21 protein-coding genes are annotated in these 18,610 nt (G+C 59.4%); 20 read left to right on the forward strand and 1 reads right to left on the reverse strand.

Annotation, left to right across the window (positions count from 1 at the left end; all coding sequences use genetic code 11):
• Positions 1–57: 57 nt before the first annotated feature.
• A complete protein-coding gene (locus CER19_RS03305; RefSeq protein WP_116665392.1) occupies positions 58–600 on the forward strand; it encodes a glycine zipper 2TM domain-containing protein in 543 nt (180 codons plus the stop codon).
• Positions 601–807: 207 nt separating this feature from the next.
• On the opposite strand, the gene suhB is transcribed toward CER19_RS03305, so the two are convergent.
• Positions 808–1,623: an inositol-phosphate phosphatase gene (gene suhB, locus CER19_RS03310; RefSeq protein WP_005791195.1), complete on the reverse strand. Its 816-nt coding sequence runs from the start codon at positions 1,621–1,623 to the stop codon at positions 808–810.
• Between the two features lie 145 nt (positions 1,624–1,768).
• Here suhB and trmJ point away from each other — a divergent pair, with 145 nt between their 5' ends.
• The 19 genes from trmJ to der all read left to right on the forward strand — a co-directional run bounded on the left by trmJ (position 1,769) and on the right by der (position 18,518).
• A complete protein-coding gene (gene trmJ, locus CER19_RS03315) occupies positions 1,769–2,539 on the forward strand; it encodes a tRNA (cytosine(32)/uridine(32)-2'-O)-methyltransferase TrmJ (protein ID WP_014719824.1) in 771 nt (256 codons plus the stop codon).
• Between the two features lie 2 nt (positions 2,540–2,541).
• The gene (cysE, locus tag CER19_RS03320) at positions 2,542–3,327 is read left to right on the forward strand and encodes a serine O-acetyltransferase (RefSeq protein WP_116665393.1); all 786 of its coding nucleotides are present in this window, start codon (positions 2,542–2,544) and stop codon (positions 3,325–3,327) included.
• Between the two features lie 287 nt (positions 3,328–3,614).
• A complete protein-coding gene (gene iscR / locus CER19_RS03325) occupies positions 3,615–4,106 on the forward strand; it encodes a Fe-S cluster assembly transcriptional regulator IscR (protein WP_003194020.1) in 492 nt (163 codons plus the stop codon).
• A 50-nt stretch (positions 4,107–4,156) separates the two neighbouring features.
• On the forward strand, positions 4,157–5,371 hold the full coding sequence (locus CER19_RS03330) for an IscS subfamily cysteine desulfurase (RefSeq protein ID WP_003194019.1): 1,215 nt from the start codon (positions 4,157–4,159) through the stop codon (positions 5,369–5,371).
• 99 nt (positions 5,372–5,470) lie between these two features.
• Positions 5,471–5,857 carry a Fe-S cluster assembly scaffold IscU gene (gene iscU / locus CER19_RS03335; protein ID WP_003175965.1) on the forward strand — a complete coding sequence of 129 codons (387 nt, stop codon included), beginning with the start codon at positions 5,471–5,473 and terminating at the stop codon, positions 5,855–5,857.
• 28 nt (positions 5,858–5,885) lie between these two features.
• Positions 5,886–6,209, forward strand: coding sequence for an iron-sulfur cluster assembly protein IscA (iscA, locus tag CER19_RS03340; RefSeq protein WP_003209680.1), 324 nt, complete (start codon positions 5,886–5,888; stop codon positions 6,207–6,209).
• Positions 6,210–6,217: 8 nt separating this feature from the next.
• On the forward strand, positions 6,218–6,739 hold the full coding sequence (hscB, locus tag CER19_RS03345) for a co-chaperone HscB (protein WP_014719822.1): 522 nt from the start codon (positions 6,218–6,220) through the stop codon (positions 6,737–6,739).
• Between the two features lie 51 nt (positions 6,740–6,790).
• Entirely contained in the window at positions 6,791–8,653 is a 1,863-nt protein-coding gene (gene hscA, locus CER19_RS03350) for a Fe-S protein assembly chaperone HscA (protein WP_116665394.1), read from the forward strand.
• 3 nt (positions 8,654–8,656) lie between these two features.
• Entirely contained in the window at positions 8,657–8,998 is a 342-nt protein-coding gene (gene fdx / locus CER19_RS03355; RefSeq protein ID WP_032895388.1) for an ISC system 2Fe-2S type ferredoxin, read from the forward strand.
• Between the two features lie 14 nt (positions 8,999–9,012).
• Positions 9,013–9,213, forward strand: a complete 201-nt coding sequence (iscX, locus tag CER19_RS03360; RefSeq protein WP_116665395.1) for a Fe-S cluster assembly protein IscX — start codon at positions 9,013–9,015, stop codon at positions 9,211–9,213.
• A 92-nt stretch (positions 9,214–9,305) separates the two neighbouring features.
• Positions 9,306–9,731 carry a nucleoside-diphosphate kinase gene (gene ndk, locus CER19_RS03365; RefSeq protein WP_003175956.1) on the forward strand — a complete coding sequence of 142 codons (426 nt, stop codon included), beginning with the start codon at positions 9,306–9,308 and terminating at the stop codon, positions 9,729–9,731.
• A 29-nt stretch (positions 9,732–9,760) separates the two neighbouring features.
• Complete coding sequence (gene rlmN / locus CER19_RS03370; RefSeq protein WP_003194014.1) at positions 9,761–10,909, forward strand: 23S rRNA (adenine(2503)-C(2))-methyltransferase RlmN; 1,149 nt, start codon at positions 9,761–9,763, stop codon at positions 10,907–10,909.
• 12 nt (positions 10,910–10,921) lie between these two features.
• Positions 10,922–11,680, forward strand: a complete 759-nt coding sequence (gene pilW, locus CER19_RS03375) for a type IV pilus biogenesis/stability protein PilW (protein ID WP_116665396.1) — start codon at positions 10,922–10,924, stop codon at positions 11,678–11,680.
• A complete protein-coding gene (locus CER19_RS03380) occupies positions 11,680–12,657 on the forward strand; it encodes a RodZ family helix-turn-helix domain-containing protein (RefSeq protein ID WP_116665397.1) in 978 nt (325 codons plus the stop codon). The genes pilW and CER19_RS03380 overlap by 1 nt, the downstream gene beginning before the upstream one ends.
• Positions 12,658–12,659: 2 nt before the next feature.
• On the forward strand, positions 12,660–13,769 hold the full coding sequence (gene ispG / locus CER19_RS03385) for a flavodoxin-dependent (E)-4-hydroxy-3-methylbut-2-enyl-diphosphate synthase (RefSeq protein WP_003175952.1): 1,110 nt from the start codon (positions 12,660–12,662) through the stop codon (positions 13,767–13,769).
• Between the two features lie 23 nt (positions 13,770–13,792).
• Positions 13,793–15,082 (forward strand): histidine--tRNA ligase, encoded by a 1,290-nt coding sequence (hisS, locus tag CER19_RS03390; protein ID WP_034128022.1) that lies wholly within the window; start codon positions 13,793–13,795, stop codon positions 15,080–15,082.
• A 41-nt stretch (positions 15,083–15,123) separates the two neighbouring features.
• Positions 15,124–15,765 carry a tetratricopeptide repeat protein gene (locus CER19_RS03395; protein WP_056789048.1) on the forward strand — a complete coding sequence of 214 codons (642 nt, stop codon included), beginning with the start codon at positions 15,124–15,126 and terminating at the stop codon, positions 15,763–15,765.
• Positions 15,758–16,909: an outer membrane protein assembly factor BamB gene (bamB, locus tag CER19_RS03400; RefSeq protein ID WP_116665398.1), complete on the forward strand. Its 1,152-nt coding sequence runs from the start codon at positions 15,758–15,760 to the stop codon at positions 16,907–16,909. Before CER19_RS03395 ends, bamB begins: the two co-directional genes overlap by 8 nt.
• 139 nt (positions 16,910–17,048) lie before the next feature.
• A complete protein-coding gene (gene der, locus CER19_RS03405; RefSeq protein ID WP_016977675.1) occupies positions 17,049–18,518 on the forward strand; it encodes a ribosome biogenesis GTPase Der in 1,470 nt (489 codons plus the stop codon).
• Positions 18,519–18,610: the final 92 nt, after the last annotated feature.

Raw genomic sequence — 18,610 nt, forward strand, 5'->3', positions numbered from 1 at the left:
CCAAGGCTGGGTATAGCGCGGATCTTTCGGTCCGCTTGTGATGGTCAGGAGGTTCATGTGAACAAGTCGTTGCTGGTTGGTGCGGTATTGGGTGCTGTCGGTGTGACTGCCGGAGGCGCTGTTGCCACCTACAGCCTGGTAAAAAGCGGCCCTGAGTATGCGCAAGTGCTGGCGGTACAGCCGGTGAAAACCCAGATTAAAACCCCGCGTGAGGTCTGCAAGGACGTCACTGTGACCCGGCAGCGTCCGGTGCAGGACCAACATCAAATCGCCGGTACCGTGGTGGGTGCCCTTGCGGGTGGCCTGCTAGGTAACCAGATTGGTGGCGGTAACGGTAAGAAGCTGGCCACCGTGGCCGGTGCGGTCGGTGGTGGCTACGCCGGTAACAAGGTTCAGGAAGGTATGCAGAATCGCGATACCTACACCACTACGCAAACTCGCTGTAACACCGTTAACGACATCAGTGCCAAGGTGGTCGGTTATGACGTGCGTTACAACCTGGACGGCAAGGAAGGCACCGTGCGTATGGAGCGCGACCCTGGCAGCCAGATTCCGGTGGATAAGGAAGGTCGTCTGATCCTGGGTCAGAACCAGCAGTAATCCCCAGGTCTGGTTTCGATCCAAATGTGGGAGCTGGCTTGCCTGCGATAGCGGTGGGTCAGTAACTAATCAGTTGGGTGGCAGCCCGCCATCGCAGGCAAGCCAGCTCCCACATTGGATTGTATTGAGTCAGTTGGAATTGGTTTTTTGCTAAATCCCAGGCATAAAAAAAGCACCCCGTGGGGTGCTTTTTTTGTGCTCGCTCGCTTAGCGCTTCAGCGAAGCCGGCAGGTGCGGCTGGATCGCCGTCAGTACTGCCTTGAAGCATTTGGTGTTGCCAGCCACGACGTGGCCTTTCTCCAGGAAGTCGTGACCGCCGGTGAAGTCGCTCACCAGGCCGCCTGCTTCCTGAATCAGCAGAGCGCCAGCAGCCATGTCCCACTCGGACAGGCCCGACTCCCAGAACGCATCAAAACGACCGGCGGCTACATACGCCAGGTCCAGGCTGGCTGCACCGGCGCGGCGGATGCCGGCGGTCTGGCCAACCAGCGCGCGGAACATGCCCAGGTAGTTTTCCAGGTTGTCCATCTGGTCGTCACGGAAGGGGAAACCGGTACCCAGCAGGGCGCCTTCCAGGCTGGTGCGGCCGCTGACACGCAGGCGGCGGCCGTTCAGTTGGGCGCCACGGCCACGGCTGGCGGTGAATTCTTCCTGGCGAACCGGGTCCAGCACAACGGCGTGTTCCAGGCGGCCACGGTATTTGCAGGCGATGCTCACGGCAAAGTGCGGGATGCCGCGCAGGAAGTTGGTGGTGCCATCCAGTGGGTCGATGATCCACAGGTAGTCTTCGCCTTCGCCGCTGCCTTTGTGCAGGCCGGTTTCTTCACCGAGGATGCCGTGGGTAGGGTAGGCCTTGCGCAGGGCGTCGATGATTTTCTGTTCGGCGGCGCGATCCACCTCGGATACATAATCCTTGGCGTCTTTTTCGTCGACCTTGATGGTATCCAGGCGCTCGATGGAGCGGAAGATCAATTCACTGGCGCTGCGGGCGGCGCGCAGCGCGATATTCAGCATGGGCTGCATGGATAGGTCACCTAAGGTTGTTAAAGAAAGCCGAGCATTCTAGCAGAAACTTTCCCCAGGTGAAGGACGACGTTCGCTTTCATGGCATAACCTTAGGCGGTTCTGTAAGATTTGCTCCCCTTTCCTGTGTCCGCGAGCGCCTCCCTTGCTGCAAAACATTCGTGTCGTCTTGGTCAATACCAGTCATCCCGGCAACATCGGCGGGGTGGCGCGAGCCATGAAAAACATGGGGCTGACGCGCCTGGTGCTGGTCGAACCGCGGGTATTCCCGCACCACGAGGCTGATGCCCGTGCGTCCGGCGCCAATGACTTGCTTGAAAATGCCCAGGTGGTCGCTACCTTGGAGGACGCCTTGGTCGGCTGCAATCTGGTACTCGGCACCAGCGCCCGTGACCGGCGTATCCCTTGGCCGCTGCTGGATCCGCGTGAATGTGGCACCAAAGTGGTGGAGGAGGCTGCTGGCGGTGCTGAAATCGCCTTGGTATTCGGCCGTGAAGATTCCGGCCTGACCAATGAAGAGCTGCAGCGATGTCATTATCACGTGCATATCCCCTCAGACCCTGAGTTCAGCTCGCTGAACCTCGGGGCTGCGGTGCAGGTGCTGACTTATGAAGTGCGCATGGCCTGGCTGGCCGCTGCAGGCCAGCCGAGCAAAGTGGAAAAGGAAGAGGTTGCATCGACCAAAAGTGGCGAGTTGGCCACCATGGACGAGCTGGAGCGGTTCTATGAGCACCTGGAGCAAACCCTGGTCGCCATCGAATTCCTCGACCCTGAAAAGCCACGGCACTTGATGGCGCGCCTGCGTCGTTTGTACGGCCGCAGCTCGGTTAGCCGGGCTGAAATGAACATATTGCGTGGCATCCTCACGGAAACCCAGAAAGCGGCCCGTGGTGAGCTTCTAAAGCGGAAGGATTAAAAATGTTCGAGCGTTTGCGAGAAGATATCCAAAGTGTTTTCCATCGTGACCCGGCGGCGCGCAACGCCTTTGAAGTGCTGACCTGCTACCCGGGCATGCACGCGATCTGGATCCACCGCTTGTCCGGCGCCCTGTGGGGCATGGGCTGGAAATGGCTGGCGCGGCTGGTATCGAACTTCGGGCGCTGGTTGACCGGTATCGAGATCCATCCGGGTGCCAAGGTGGGTCGCCGGTTCTTTATCGATCACGGCATGGGCATTGTGATTGGCGAAACGGCTGAGATCGGCGATGACGTCACCCTCTATCAAGGTGTGACCCTGGGCGGCACCACCTGGAACAAGGGTAAGCGCCACCCAACGCTGGGCGATGGCGTGGTAGTAGGGGCGGGCGCCAAGGGGCTCGGGCCGTTTACCGTGGGTGCCGGGGCGAAGGTCGGCTCCAATGCGGTAGTGACCAAGGCTGTGCCGCCGGGTGCCACGGTTGTGGGCATTCCAGGCCGCATCATCGTCAAGCCGCAAGCCGGTGATGAACAAGAGGCCAAGCGCAAGGCGATGGCCGAGAAGATTGGTTTCGATGCCTATGGTGTCAGTGAAGACATGCCCGACCCGGTGGCCCGTGCGATTGGTCAATTGCTTGATCATCTGCAGGCGGTGGATGGCAAGCTGGAGGGCATGTGCGGGGCGCTGAAGGAGTTGGGCAGCCCGTACTGTGCCAAAGACCTGCCTGAACTGCGCGAAGAAGATTTTGCTGAGATCAAGGACGAAACCGCTACCACCAAGGCAGGCTGAGCGCGGTCCACTGTGGGAGCTGGCTTGCCTGCGATTGCGGCGGGCCAGCAACCTATAAGCTAGCTGATAGATAGCTATCGCAGGCAAGCCAGCTCCCGCATTTGATCTCCATTGGCTCAGTGGCCTTGCAGCAGGCCTGGTTGCGCTGGTCCATCCCACCCCATCCTGCTATGATTCGCGCGCCCTTTTTACGGGTAATCCTGACTAAAGTACTAGGTCTTATAGTTGACTTAAATACTCGGGAATCGCATACTTGCTCCCATTCTGAAACACCTTGGTACTTGTCCATGAGACTGACTACAAAAGGCCGATACGCGGTAACCGCCATGCTCGACTTGGCCTTGCACGCGCAAACTGGGCCGGTGTCCCTGGCCGATATCTCCGAGCGCCAAGGCATTTCCCTGTCCTACCTCGAGCAGTTGTTCGCCAAATTGCGCCGTAGCAATCTGGTTTCCAGCGTTCGTGGTCCAGGTGGTGGTTATCAATTGTCCCGCGATATGCAGGGCATCCAGGTAGCCCAGGTAATCGATGCGGTCAACGAATCCGTCGATGCCACCAAATGCCAGGGTTTGGGTGATTGCCACGCCGGCGACACCTGCCTGACGCACCACTTGTGGTGTGACTTGAGCCTGCAGATCCATGAGTTTTTGAGTGGTATCAGCTTGGCTGATCTTGTGACTCGCCGTGAGGTGCAAGAAGTAGCCCAGCGTCAGGACCAGCGCCGTTGCAACACCAAGGCGCCGCGTCTGGACAAGATTGAAGCGTCCGCCGTCGAGTGACAGCCGAAGAGCTAACGGCACGCCAGCCAGCCTGATTTAGGAGAAAGTCCATGAAATTGCCGATTTACCTTGATTACTCAGCGACCACCCCGGTTGATCCGCGTGTCGCGCAAAAAATGAGCGAATGCCTGCTGGTCGACGGAAACTTCGGCAACCCGGCCTCCCGTTCCCACGTATTCGGCTGGAAAGCCGAGGAAGCGGTCGAGAACGCTCGTCGCCAGGTGGCTGACCTGGTCAATGCCGACCCGCGCGAAATCGTCTGGACCTCCGGTGCCACTGAGTCCGACAACCTGGCTATCAAGGGCGCGGCGCATTTCTACGCGACCAAAGGCAAACACCTGATCACCACCAAGATTGAGCACAAGGCTGTCCTGGACACCATGCGCCAACTGGAGCGTGAAGGTTTCGAGGTCACCTACCTTGAGCCGACCACCGACGGTATCGTCACCCCGGCGATGATCGAAGCTGCGATGCGTGAAGACACCATCCTGGTTTCGGTGATCCACGTGAACAACGAAATCGGCACCATCAACGACATCGCCGCCATCGGCGAGCTGACCCGCTCCAAGGGTGTGTTGCTGCACGTCGACGCTGCTCAGTCCACTGGCAAGGTCGATATCGACCTGTCCAAGCTGAAAGTCGACCTGATGTCGTTCTCTGCCCACAAAACCTATGGCCCTAAAGGCATCGGCGCGCTGTACGTGAGCCGCAAGCCTCGCGTGCGCATCGAAGCCACCATGCACGGCGGCGGTCACGAGCGCGGCATGCGTTCGGGCACCCTGGCGACCCATCAGATCGTCGGCATGGGCGAAGCTTTCCGTGTAGCCAAGGAAGACATGGCTGCCGAAAACGTGCGCATCAAGGCCCTGAGCGATCGCTTCTACAAGCAGGTCGAAAACCTTGAAGAGCTGTACATCAACGGCAGCATGACCGCTCGTGTACCGCACAACCTGAATTTGAGCTTCAACTACGTCGAAGGCGAGTCGCTGATCATGGCGCTCAAGGACCTGGCGGTATCGTCCGGTTCGGCCTGCACCTCGGCGTCCCTTGAGCCTTCGTACGTACTGCGCGCCCTGGGCCGTAACGACGAACTGGCACACAGCTCGATCCGCTTTACGTTCGGCCGCTTCACCACTGAAGAGCAAGTCGACTACGCCGCGCAGAAGGTCTGCGAAGCCGTCAACAAGCTGCGCGTTCTGTCGCCACTGTGGGACATGTACAAAGACGGTGTCGATATTTCCAAGATCGAGTGGGCGGCACACTAACTATAGAAGCCGCCACCCAAGCTCTGTAGGAACGTGGCGGAAAACGCAGGCGTTTCTACAGGGTTCCAGAGCGGCCCTGATGAGTGAGGATTCAGTACCATGGCTTACAGCGAAAAGGTCATCGACCACTACGAAAACCCGCGCAACGTCGGCAAGATGAACGCGGAAGATCCTGATGTCGGCACCGGCATGGTCGGCGCCCCGGCGTGCGGCGATGTGATGCGCCTGCAGATCAAGGTCAATGATGCTGGCGTTATCGAAGACGCCAAATTCAAGACTTACGGCTGCGGTTCGGCCATTGCCTCCAGCTCCCTGGCGACCGAATGGATGAAAGGCAAGACCCTGGATGAGGCTGTCACCATCAGCAACACCCAACTGGCCGAAGAACTGGCGCTGCCGCCAGTGAAAATCCACTGCTCCGTACTCGCTGAAGATGCCATCAAGGCAGCAGTTCGCGACTACAAGCAGAAGAAAGGCTTGATCTAAGCATTTGGCGACGAGTAAGGAGTCAACGATGGCTATCAGCATGACAGAAGCGGCTGCGCAGCACATTCGCCGCTCCCTGAATGGGCGCGGTAAAGGTGAGGGGATTCGTCTGGGTGTACGCACCACGGGCTGTTCCGGCCTTGCCTACGTGCTGGAGTTTGTCGACGAGGTGGTTGAAGAGGATCAGGTGTTCGAAAGTCACGGCGAGAAAGTGATTATCGACCCCAAAAGCCTGACCTACCTGGACGGCACCGAACTCGATTTCGTCAAGGAAGGGTTGAACGAAGGCTTCAAGTTCAACAACCCTAACGTGCGCGGTGAATGTGGCTGCGGCGAAAGCTTCAACATCTGAGGCTACTCGTGGGTACTCCTTGTCATTTCGCTTTATTCGAGCTGCAGCCGAGCTTTCGGCTGGACCTTGAGCAGCTCGCCACGCGCTACCGTGAATTGGCGCGTGGGGTGCATCCGGACCGCTTCGCTGACGCTTCCGAGCGTGAGCAGCGCTTGGCCCTTGAGCAATCGGCCAGCCTCAACGAAGCCTATCAGACGCTCAAAAGCCCCCCCAAACGCGCGCGCTATTTGCTGGCGATGAAGGGCGGCGAGTTGCCGATGGAAGTCACCGTGCATGACCCGGACTTCCTGATGCAGCAGATGCAATGGCGTGAAGAACTCGAAGAACTGCAGGACGAAGCCGATGTGGCGGGTGTCGCGGTCTTCAAGCGTCGTCTGAAAACCGCCCAGGATGAGCTCAACGAAAGCTTCGCAGCCTGTTGGGATGATGCGGCGCAACGCGAACAGGCCGAACGCCTGATGCGGCGCATGCAGTTCCTCGACAAGCTCACCTACGAAGTGCGCCAGCTAGAAGAGCGCCTCGACGATTAACCCAGTGCTGCCCGTGATGCACGCCTGATAGACAGATAAGACCTGATTACCATGGCTCTACTGCAAATCGCCGAACCCGGCCAAAGCCCTCAACCGCACCAGCGTCGCCTGGCGGTCGGGATTGATCTGGGCACCACCAATTCCCTGGTTGCTGCCTTGCGCAGCGGCCTGTCCGAGCCACTGCCTGACGCCGATGGGCAGGTGATCCTGCCGTCCGCCGTGCGTTATCACGCTGATCGCACTGAAGTGGGCGAATCGGCCAAGCTGGCCGCGTCTGCAGACCCCTTGAACACCGTGTTGTCGGTCAAGCGCTTGATGGGGCGTGGGTTGTCCGACGTCAAGCAATTGGGTGACCAACTGCCGTACCGCTTTGTCGGCGGCGAGTCCCATATGCCGTTCATCGACACTGTCCAGGGGCCCAAGAGCCCGGTGGAAGTGTCGGCCGATATCCTCAAGGTGCTGCGCCAGCGTGCAGAAAGCACCCTGGGTGGTGAGCTGGTAGGGGCGGTTATCACCGTTCCGGCGTATTTCGATGACGCCCAGCGTCAAGCCACTAAGGATGCGGCGAAACTTGCCGGCCTGAACGTGCTGCGCCTGCTGAACGAGCCGACTGCGGCCGCTGTAGCCTATGGCTTGGATCAGCACGCTGAGGGCCTGGTTGCTATCTATGACTTGGGCGGCGGCACCTTCGATATTTCGATCCTACGTCTGACCGGCGGTGTGTTTGAAGTGCTCGCGACCGGCGGCGACAGCGCTCTGGGAGGCGATGATTTCGATCACGCCATTGCTGGCTGGATCATCAGCAGTGCCGGCTTGTCGGCCGACCTGGACCCAGGCGCGCAGCGCAACCTGCTGCAAACTGCCTGTGCGGCCAAAGAGGCGCTGACTGACGCTGCTTCTGTTGACGTTTGCTACGGTAATTGGTCGGCGCCACTGACTCGCGAAGCGTTTGATGCGCTGATCGAGCCGATGGTCGCCCGCAGCCTCAAAGCCTGTCGTCGTGCTGTGCGTGATTCCGGTATCGAGTTGGAAGACGTTGGCGCAGTGGTCATGGTAGGCGGTTCCACCCGCGTGCCGCGCGTGCGTGAAGCGGTAGCCGAAGCCTTTGGGCGCCAACCACTGACCGAAATCGACCCGGATCAAGTCGTCGCCATCGGCGCTGCCATCCAGGCCGATACCCTGGCTGGTAACAAGCGCGATGGCGGCGAATTGCTGTTGCTCGACGTGATCCCGTTGTCCCTGGGCCTGGAAACCATGGGCGGTCTGATGGAGAAGGTGATTCCGCGTAACACCACCATCCCCGTCGCACGTGCCCAGGACTTCACCACCTACAAAGACGGCCAGACAGCCATGATGATTCATGTGCTGCAAGGCGAGCGCGAGCTGATCAGCGACTGCCGCTCCCTGGCGCGCTTTGAATTGCGCGGCATTCCGGCGATGGTGGCCGGTGCCGCCAAGATTCGCGTGACCTTCCAGGTCGATGCCGATGGTTTGCTCAGTGTTGCCGCGCGCGAACTGGCGTCCGGCGTTGAAGCCAGCATCCAGGTGAAGCCGTCCTACGGCCTCACCGATGGCGAAATCGCCAAGATGCTCAAGGACTCGTTCCAGTATGCCGGTGACGACAAGGTCGCCCGCGTATTGCGCGAGCAGCAAGTGGATGCCCAGCGCCTGCTCGAAGCGGTGCAGGGCGCCCTTGAAGCCGACGGTGAGCGCCTGCTTGATGCCGAAGAACGCATGGTCATTGACCTGCAAATGCAGGAACTGGCCGAACTGATGAAAGGCAGCGATGGCTACGCCATCGAGCAACAGACCAAGCGCCTGTCGCAAGTGACTGATGCCTTTGCCGCCCGCCGTATGGATCAGACGGTTAAAGCCGCGCTGGCGGGCCGCAACCTGAACGAAATTGAGGAATAACTGATGCCGCAGGTCACTTTTCTACCGCATGCCGAACATTGCCCTGAGGGCATGGTCGTGGAGGCGGAGACCGGCAAGTCCCTGCTTGACGTTGCCCATGACAACCACATCGAGATCGAAAGTGCCTGTGGCGGCGTCAATGCCTGCACCACGTGTCACTGCATCATTCGTAAAGGTTTCGACAGCCTCAATGAGGCTGACGACCTGGAAGAAGACTATCTTGATCGGGCGTGGGGCCTGGAGCCGACGTCGCGCCTGAGTTGTCAGGCGAAAGTGGGAACTGAAGACCTCACCGTTGAAATCCCGAAATATTCGCTCAACCATGCGGCCGAAGCGCCGCATTGATTCAAGGAAGTGTCATGAGTCTTAAATGGGTTGATGTACAAGAGATCGCTATCCTGTTGGCCGATGCCAACCCGGATCTGAATCCTTACTCCCTGAACTTTGTAGCTTTGCGTGACATGGTCATGGCGTTGCCAGGGTTCGAAGATGAGCGTGATCGCGGTGGTGAAAAGGTTCTGGAAGCTATCCAGACTGCCTGGAAAGAAGAACAGGACTGACGCCTCCCTTTACGCAGTTAGGCAATACCCAATAACCCGCGTATAATTCGCGGGTTTAATTTTTCGTAAATTACCGTTTCTGGAGTTACACCATGGCTGTTCAACGTACTTTCTCCATCATCAAGCCTGACGCTGTTGCAAAAAACGTCATCGGCGAGATCACCACTCGTTTCGAAAAAGCCGGCCTGAAGGTTGTAGCTTCGAAACTCAAGCAACTGTCCAAGGCTGAAGCTGAAGGCTTCTACGCTGAGCACAGCGCTCGTGGCTTCTTCGGCGACCTGGTTGCCTTCATGATCTCCGGTCCTGTTGTTGTTCAGGTTCTGGAAGGCGAAAACGCTATCGCTCTGAACCGTGAGCTGATGGGCGCTACCAACCCTAAAGAAGCAGCTGCCGGCACCATCCGTGCTGACTTCGCTGAGTCCATCGACGCCAACGCTGTTCACGGTTCGGACTCCGAAGCTGCCGCTGCTCGCGAAATCTCGTACTTTTTCGCTGCTACTGAAGTAACCGCTCGCTAAGCATCGGCTTAAAGAGTGAGGGTGAATCCATGACTACATCGACTGTTAAAACCAACCTGCTGGGTCTGACTCAGCCGGAAATGGAGAAATTCTTCGACTCAATCGGGGAGAAGCGTTTCCGTGCCGGTCAGGTAATGAAGTGGATTCACCACTTTGGCGTCGACGATTTCGACGCCATGACGAACGTCAGCAAGGCCCTGCGCGACAAGCTCAAGGCCATTGCCGAGGTGCGTGGTCCCGAAGTGGTCAGCGAGGACATTTCCAGCGACGGTACCCGTAAGTGGGTCGTGCGCGTGGCGTCCGGCAGCTGTGTCGAGACCGTGTACATTCCCCAGGGCAAACGTGGCACTTTGTGCGTTTCGTCCCAGGCAGGCTGTGCCCTGGACTGCAGTTTCTGCTCCACCGGCAAGCAAGGCTTCAATAGCAACCTCACCGCCGCCGAAGTTATCGGCCAGGTGTGGATTGCCAACAAATCCTTTGGCAGCGTCCCGGCGACCGTCGACCGTGCCATCACCAACGTGGTGATGATGGGCATGGGTGAGCCGCTGCTGAACTTCGACAATGTGATTGCGGCCATGCATCTGATGATGGACGACCTGGGCTACGGCATCTCCAAGCGCCGTGTGACCCTGTCGACCTCCGGCGTGGTACCGATGATCGATGAGCTGGCCAAGCACATCGACGTCTCCCTCGCGTTGTCGCTGCACGCACCTAATGACGCATTGCGTAACCAATTGGTGCCGATCAACAAGAAGTATCCGCTTAAGATGCTGCTCGAGTCGTGCCAGCGTTATATGGCGACCCTGGGTGAGAAGCGTGTGTTGACCATTGAGTACACCATGCTCAAGGACGTCAACGACAAACTGGAGCACGCGGTCGAGATGATCGAATTGCTCAAGGACACCCCGTGCAAGATCAACTTGATCCCGTTCAACCCGTTTCCTCATTCTGGTTACGAGCGGCCGAGCAACAACGCCATCCGTCGTTTTCAGGATCAACTGCACCAGGCCGGCTATAACGTCACTGTGCGAACCACTCGTGGTGAAGACATCGATGCCGCGTGTGGCCAATTGGTAGGGCAGGTGATGGACCGCACCCGCCGCAGTGAACGTTATATCGCCGTGCGCGAACTTAACGCCGCTGAAGATTTGCCGCAAATCGCTGTGAATCGAATCTGAGAGAGGATCTCTATGCCCTTGCGCCTTGCGCTGCTTTTACTGTTTATCGGCCTGGTGGCCGGTTGCGTTTCATCGGGCCATGACAGCCCGTTGCGCACTGATAAAGGCCGTGATGAGGCGCGAGTTGCCTATGTGCAACTGGGTTTGGGGTATCTGCGCCAAGGCATGAGCGAGCAGGCCAAGGTGCCGTTGAAAAAGGCCCTTGAGCTGGACGCCGATGATGCCGATGCCAATGCCGCGCTGGCCTTGGTATTTCAGGCTCAGGCCGAGCCGGAGCTGGCCGACCGCTATTTCCACAAGGCCCTGGCCTCCCGCCCTGCCGATCCGCGGCTGCTGAACAACTACGGCAGTTTCCTGTTCGAGCAGCAACGGTACGACCTGGCGTCACGTTATTTCCAGCAAGCCGCCACCGATACCCTCTACCCGCAGCGTTCGCGGGTGTTCGAGAACCTTGGTGTGACCTCGATGCGCCTCGGTCAGCGCGACAGCGCTCGCCAGCAGCTGGAAAAAGCCCTGCACCTGAACAGTCGCCAGCCACGGGCATTGCTCGAAATGGCTGAGTTGTCTTACGAAGACAGGCATTATGTGCCGGCACGTGACTATTACGAGCGTTTTAGCCTGCTCAGCGGGCAAAATGCACGTAGTCTATTGCTCGGTGTGCGCCTGGCGACCGTTCATGAAGAACACGACACGGCCGCACGTTTTGGCCAGCAACTCGAACGACTCTATCCCGGTACGCCGGAATATCAGCAATACCTGTCGGAGCAATGATGAAAGCCGCGCACCCGGAAGATGTAGCAGCTAATCGCGTCAACCCAGGCGAAACCTTGCGCCAGGCCCGCGAAAGCAATGGTTGGTCGCTGGCGGAAGTGGCCCTCAAGCTCAATTTGACCAGCACCTCGCTGGCCAACCTGGAAGCCGGCGCGTTCGACAAGCTGCCTGGGCACACTTTTGCCCGCGGCTATATCCGCGCCTATGCCAAATTGCTGGGTATCGACCAGGCTGTGCTGGTCCAGGAGTTCGACCAGTTTACCGGCACCGACGCCCAGGGCAGTAATGTCCATGGGTTGGGGCGTATCGAAGAGCCAACGCGGGTTTCCCACACGATTTTGCGGATTGTCAGCTTGTTGTTGCTGATTGCCGTGATCGGCGGCGGTTTCGTCTGGTGGCAAGACCAGACGTCCCAGCGCAACAAAGACCTGACCAGCAACGCCATGGAACATGTCGAAGTCGAAAGCGCCGACGGCACCACCCAGATTCACCCCCTGGACGAGCCGGAAGACCAGGCCGTGGTAGAAGGGCAAGCCGCGCCGCAAGCGCCGGCCACTGCCGAGCAACCCGCGCCAGACGCTGGCACGGCCCCTGCTGCGGTACCGGCTCCGGCTGTTCCGACCGCTCCGGCAGCACCCGTGGCCCAGGCTCCGGCGGTTCCGACGCCTGCACCTGCGACCCCTGCGCCAGCCGCGCCGGCGATGTCGCCTCCCACCACCCCGGCATTGATCGCCGGTGATGGGCGCGTACAAATTACCTTCATCGCTGATTGCTGGACGCAGGTCACCGATGGCAACGGCAAAGTGCTGTTCAGCGGTTTGAAGCGTAAGGGAGATACGCTTGACCAGGGCGGCAAGCCTCCTTTGACGCTGCGTCTGGGCTTTGCCCGTGGCGCGCAAGTGGCCTACAACGGCCAGCCTGTAGACGTGGCGCCGTTCACCAGTGGCGAGACTGCTCGCCTCAAGTTGGGACAATAGTCATGCACGGCGAATCTCCAATCAAACGTCGCGTATCGCGCAAGATCTGGGTCGGCTCGGTGCCGGTGGGTGGCGACGCCCCCATCGCAGTGCAGAGCATGACCAACAGCGACACCAACGATGTGGCCGCCACCGTGGCCCAGATCAATCGTCTGGAAGCGGCTGGCGTGGACATCGTGCGGGTGTCCGTTCCGGACATGGACGCAGCCGAGGCCTTTGGTCGTATCAAGCAGTTGGTCAAGGTGCCACTGGTTGCCGATATTCACTTCGACTACAAGATCGCGTTGCGCGTGGCCGAACTGGGTGTGGACTGCCTGCGTATCAACCCCGGCAACATCGGGCGTGAAGACCGCGTGCGTGCCGTGGTGGACGCTGCCCGTGATCGCGGTATTCCAATCCGCATCGGCGTCAACGCCGGCTCCCTGGAAAAAGACCTGCAAAAGAAATACGGCGAGCCCACTCCGGCGGCGCTGGTCGAGTCGGCACTGCGCCACGTTGAACACCTTGAACGCCTGAATTTCCAGGACTTCAAGGTCAGCGTAAAGGCCTCGGACGTGTTCATGGCCGTAGAAGCCTATCGCCTGCTGGCCAAGGAAATCGTGCAACCGCTGCACCTGGGGATCACTGAAGCGGGCGGTTTGCGCTCAGGCACAGTGAAATCTGCGGTGGGTCTCGGTATGCTGCTCGCCGAAGGGATTGGCGATACTATCCGCATCTCCCTGGCGGCAGACCCCGTAGAGGAAGTGAAGGTCGGCTACGACATTCTCAAATCCCTGCGTTTGCGTTCCCGTGGTATCAACTTCATCGCCTGCCCGAGCTGTTCGCGGCAGAACTTCGACGTGGTGAAAACCATGAACGACCTGGAGTTGCGCCTGGAAGACCTGCTGGTGCCGCTGGATGTCGCAGTGATCGGTTGTGTGGTCAATGGGCCGGGTGAGGCCAAAGAGGCCCACGTGGGCCTGACCGGTGGTACACCGAACCTGATTTACATCGACGGCAAACCATCGCAGAAGCTAACGAATGACAATCTGGTGGATGAGCTGGAAAAGCTGATCCGCGAGAAAGCGGCCGAGAAGGTCGCCGCTGACGCAGCGCTGATCGCTCGCGGCTGATTGAACGAACTTAAGGATTTGATGTGAGCAAGTCTCTGCAAGCCATTCGTGGCATGAACGACATCCTGCCGGAGCAGACGCCACTGTGGCGCTATTTCGAAAGCACTGTCGCGCGCCTGCTGGATAACTACGGTTACAAGCAGATCCGCATGCCGATCGTCGAATTCACCGAGCTGTTCAAGCGCTCCATCGGTGAAGTGACCGACATCGTCGAAAAAGAGATGTACACCTTTGAAGACCGTAACGGCGACTCCCTGACCCTGCGTCCGGAAGGCACGGCCGCGTGCGTTCGCGCCGTACTGGAACATGGCATCACCGGTGGTGGCCAGACCCAGAAACTGTGGTACATCGGCCCGATGTTCCGCCACGAGCGCCCGCAGAAAGGCCGTTACCGCCAGTTCCACCAGATCGGTTGCGAAGTTTTCAACCTGGACGGCCCGGACATCGACGCCGAGCTGATCGTGCTGACTTGGCGCCTGTGGGGCCAACTGGGCATCCGCGATGCGGTCAAGCTTGAACTCAACAGCCTGGGCACCAGCGAGTCCCGGGGGCGCTATCGCGAAGCCCTGGTCGAGTACCTGTCGGCCCACCTGGACAAGCTGGACGAAGACAGTCAACGCCGTCTGAAGACCAACCCGTTGCGCGTCCTGGATACCAAGAACGCCGATACCCAGGCCGTGCTGGTCGATGCGCCGAAAATGGCTGATTACCTGGACGACGAGTCCCGCGTGCATTTCGAGGGCCTCAAGGCTCGTCTGGATGCAGCCGGTATTCCCTACGTGATCAACCCCAAGCTGGTGCGTGGCCTCGACTACTACAGCAAGACCGTGTTCGAGTGGGTCACCGACAAGCTCGGCGCCCAGGGCACCGTGTGTGCCGGTGGTCGCTACGACGGCCTGGTCGAGCAAATGGGCGGCAAGCCGACCACGGGCGTAGGCTTTGCCATGGGCATCGAGCGGCTGATCCTGCTGCTGGAAACCCTGGAGCAGGTTCCAGAAGAGATTTCCCGTCAGGTGGACGTGTACCTGTGCGCCTTCGGCGAGGCTGCCGAACTGGCGGCCCTGGCCTTGAGCGAAAAAGTACGTGACCAACTGCCCAACCTGCGCCTGCAGATCAATGCCGGCGCTGGTAGCTTCAAGAGCCAGTTCAAGAAGGCCGACAAGAGCGGTGCGCTTTACGCACTGATCCTCGGCGATGACGAGCTGGCCCAGCAAGTGGTAGGTTTCAAACCCCTGCGTGGCCAGGGCGAACAACAGAACATTGCCTTTGATGCGCTCGCTGCGCACTTGGCCACCTGCGTTGTGCAGGGTTGAAGCTGTCGAACAGCCGAATTTAGCGATTAAGGAGTATTGGGGTGTCGAGTACTGATGATGAGCAACTGGCCGACTTCAAGGACTGGTGGCAGCGTAACGGCAAGCCCCTGGTCACAGGTGGCCTGCTGGCGCTAGTGGTGGTGTTCGGCTGGCAAGCCTGGACCAAGTATCAGGCCAACCAGTCCCAAGGTGCCTCGATCGTTTATCAGCAACTGCTGGAAACTACCCTGACCCCGGACGGCAAGCCTGACCCTGCGCAGGTGGCAGACCTGGCCGGCAAGCTGAAGAACGAATTCGGCGGTAGCACCTACGCCCAGTACGGCAGCCTGTTCGTCGCGAAAGTCGCGGTCGACACCGGCAAGCTGGATGACGCCGCCACCGAGCTGAAGGCCATTGCCGACAAGCCGACCAACCCGACCCTGGGTGAAATCGCACGTCAGCGCCTGGCACAGGTATTGGCGGCACAGAACAAGGCTGACGAAGCACTCAAACTGCTCGACGGCGATGCTGACAAGGCATTCGTGGCCACTCGCGAAGAGCTCAAGGGCGACCTGTTGGTCCAATTGGGTCGTACCGACGAAGCCCATGCTGCGTACCAAAAAGCCAAGGCGGCGCTGTCTGATGAAGCGGCGGTCGGTGGCTTACAAATCAAGCTCGACGACTTGGCCAAAGGGGATGCGTGACGTGATCCGTTGGAAACATGCAGCATTGCTGGCTCTGGCCGTTTTGGCCGCGGGTTGCAGCAGCAACAGCAAAAAAGAACTGCCTCCTGCCGAGCTGACCAGCTTCAAGGAAGAAGTGGTCCTGCAAAAACAATGGAGCCAATCCATTGGTGATGGGCAGGGCGACCTCTACAACCTGTTGCAGCCGGCGATTGACGGCGACAACATCGTGGCCACTGATTCCACTGGCGTCGTGGTTGCCATGGATCGCATGAACGGCGACATCAAGTGGAAGAAAGACCTCGAACTGCCGGTTTCCGGCGGTGTGGGCGTCGGCTACGGCATGGTGCTGATCGGTACCCTCAAGGGTGACGTGGTCGCGCTGGACTCCAGCACCGGTGAAGAGAAATGGCGCGCCCGCGTGACCAGTGAAGTGCTCTCGGCACCGGCGACCAACGGCGATATCGTCGTGGTGCAAACCCAGGACGACCGCGTGATCGGCCTGGATGCCTCCACCGGCGACCAACGCTGGTTGTACGACAGCACCCCTGCGGTGTTGACCCTGCGCGGTACCAGTGGTCCGATTGTGACCAACAACCTGGCCGTTGCTGGCCTGTCGACCGGTAAAGTGGTTGCCTTGAATACCCAGAACGGCGTGCCGGCCTGGGAAACTCGTGTGGCCATCCCGCAAGGTCGTTCCGAATTGGATCGCGTTGTAGACATCGACGGCGGCTTGCTGCTGTCGGGTGAAACCCTCTACGTCGCCACCTACCAGGGTCGTGTTGCCGCGTTGGACCTGCAAAGCGGTCGCATCAACTGGCAGCGTGATGCTTCCAGCTATGCGGGTGTCGCCCAAGGGTTTGGCAGCGTCTATGTGAGCCTGGCATCCGGCACCGTTGAAAGTGTCGATGAGCGTTCCACCACTGCACTGTGGAGCAATGACTCCCTGGCTCGCCGTCAACTGTCGGCACCGGAAGTCTTCTCCAGCTACGTCGCGGTGGGTGACTTCGAAGGCTACCTGCACCTGCTGAGCCAGGTGGACGGTCGTTTTGTCGGTCGCCAGCGTATCGACAGCGACGGCCTGCGTGCGCGTCCGCTGGTGGTGGGTAACATGCTTTATGTGTATGGCAACGGCGGCAAGCTGGAAGCCCTGACCATCAAGTAAAGATTTGACTATGCTTGGGGTAACCCCCAGGCGGCCCTGCTTCGGCGGGGCATGCGGCATCTGACGATGCTGCCCCGAGCACCAGCCGCTGCCCTGCAGCGGCTTTTGTATTTTCTGAAATAACGAAGTGGAGAGCCGCATGGTTCCCGTAATCGCCCTGGTGGGCCGACCTAACGTCGGCAAGTCCACCTTGTTCAACCGCCTGACCAGGACTCGCGACGCCATTGTCGGCGACTTGTCCGGTCTGACCCGTGATCGCCAATACGGTGAGGCAAAGTGGCAAGGGCGCTCCTACATTATTGTCGACACCGGTGGTATCTCCGGTGACGAGCATGGCATGGACGAAAAGATGGCGGAGCAGTCGCTGCTCGCTATCGAAGAAGCCGATGTGGTGCTGTTCCTGGTGGACGCCCGCGCGGGCTACACCGCTGCCGACCAGATGATTGGCGAGCACCTGCGCAAACGCAACAAGCGTTCCTATCTGGTCGCCAACAAGATCGATAACATCGATCCTGAGGCGGCCCGTGCCGAGTTCAGCCCGATGGGCCTGGGCGACGCGATCCCGGTCGCCGGTGCCCACGGCCGCGGCATCACCCAGATGCTGGAAATCGCCCTGCGCGACTTCCCCAAGGATGACGTCGAGGAAGAAGAGGGCGAGGAGGAGATCGTCGCTGAAGGCGAGGAAGCCAAGCGCATTCCTGGCCCGAGCGAAAAAGACGGCATCAAGATCGCAATCATTGGCCGCCCGAACGTCGGCAAGTCGACCCTGGTCAACCGTATGCTCGGTGAAGACCGCGTTATCGTCTACGACCAACCCGGTACCACCCGCGACAGCATCTACATCCCGTTCGAACGCAACGAGGAAAAGTACACGCTGATCGACACCGCCGGTGTGCGCAAGCGCGGCAAGATCCACGAAGAAGTTGAAAAGTTCTCCGTGGTCAAAACTCTGCAAGCGATCAAAGACGCCAACGTGGTGATCTTCGTGATGGACGCCCGCGAAGGCGTGGTCGACCACGACCTCAACTTGCTGGGCTTTGCCCTGGAAGCCGGTCGCGCCCTGGTGATCGCGATCAACAAGTGGGACGGCATGACGCCGAGCGAGCGTGATTTCGTCAAGATCGAGCTGCAGCGCCGGTTGTTCTTCGTGGAATTCGCCGATATCCACTTTATCTCGGCACTGCACGGCACCGGCGTGGGCAACCTCTACGCGTCCGTCCAGAACTCGTTCAAGTCTGCGGTCACCCGCTGGCCGACCAACCGTCTCACCCAGATTCTGGAAGACGCGGTGGGCGAACACGCCCCACCGATGGTCAACAACCGCCGGATCAAACTGCGTTACGCCCACTTGGGTGGTGCCAACCCGCCGATTATCGTGATTCACGGTAACCAGATCGAGAAGGTGCCCAAGTCCTACGTGCGTTACCTGGAAAACACCTACCGCCGTGTCTTGAAGCTGGTCGGTACGCCGATCCGTATCGAGTTCAAGGGTGGCGAGAACCCATACGAAGGCAACAAGAACACACTGACCGACCGTCAGGTGAACAAGAAGCGTCGTTTGATGACTCACCACAAGAAGGCCGACAAGAAGCGCCGTGATAAGAAGTAACGGCAGCTTCGAGTTGTAAGCGACAAGCTGCAAGAGAGGGCTCCTTCGGAGCCCTTTTTTGTGCCTGACGGTTTGCCCCTTGACCTGCTTGC

The organism is Pseudomonas sp. GL93, assembly GCF_003408955.1.
GTDB lineage: Bacteria > Pseudomonadota > Gammaproteobacteria > Pseudomonadales > Pseudomonadaceae > Aquipseudomonas > Aquipseudomonas paracarnis.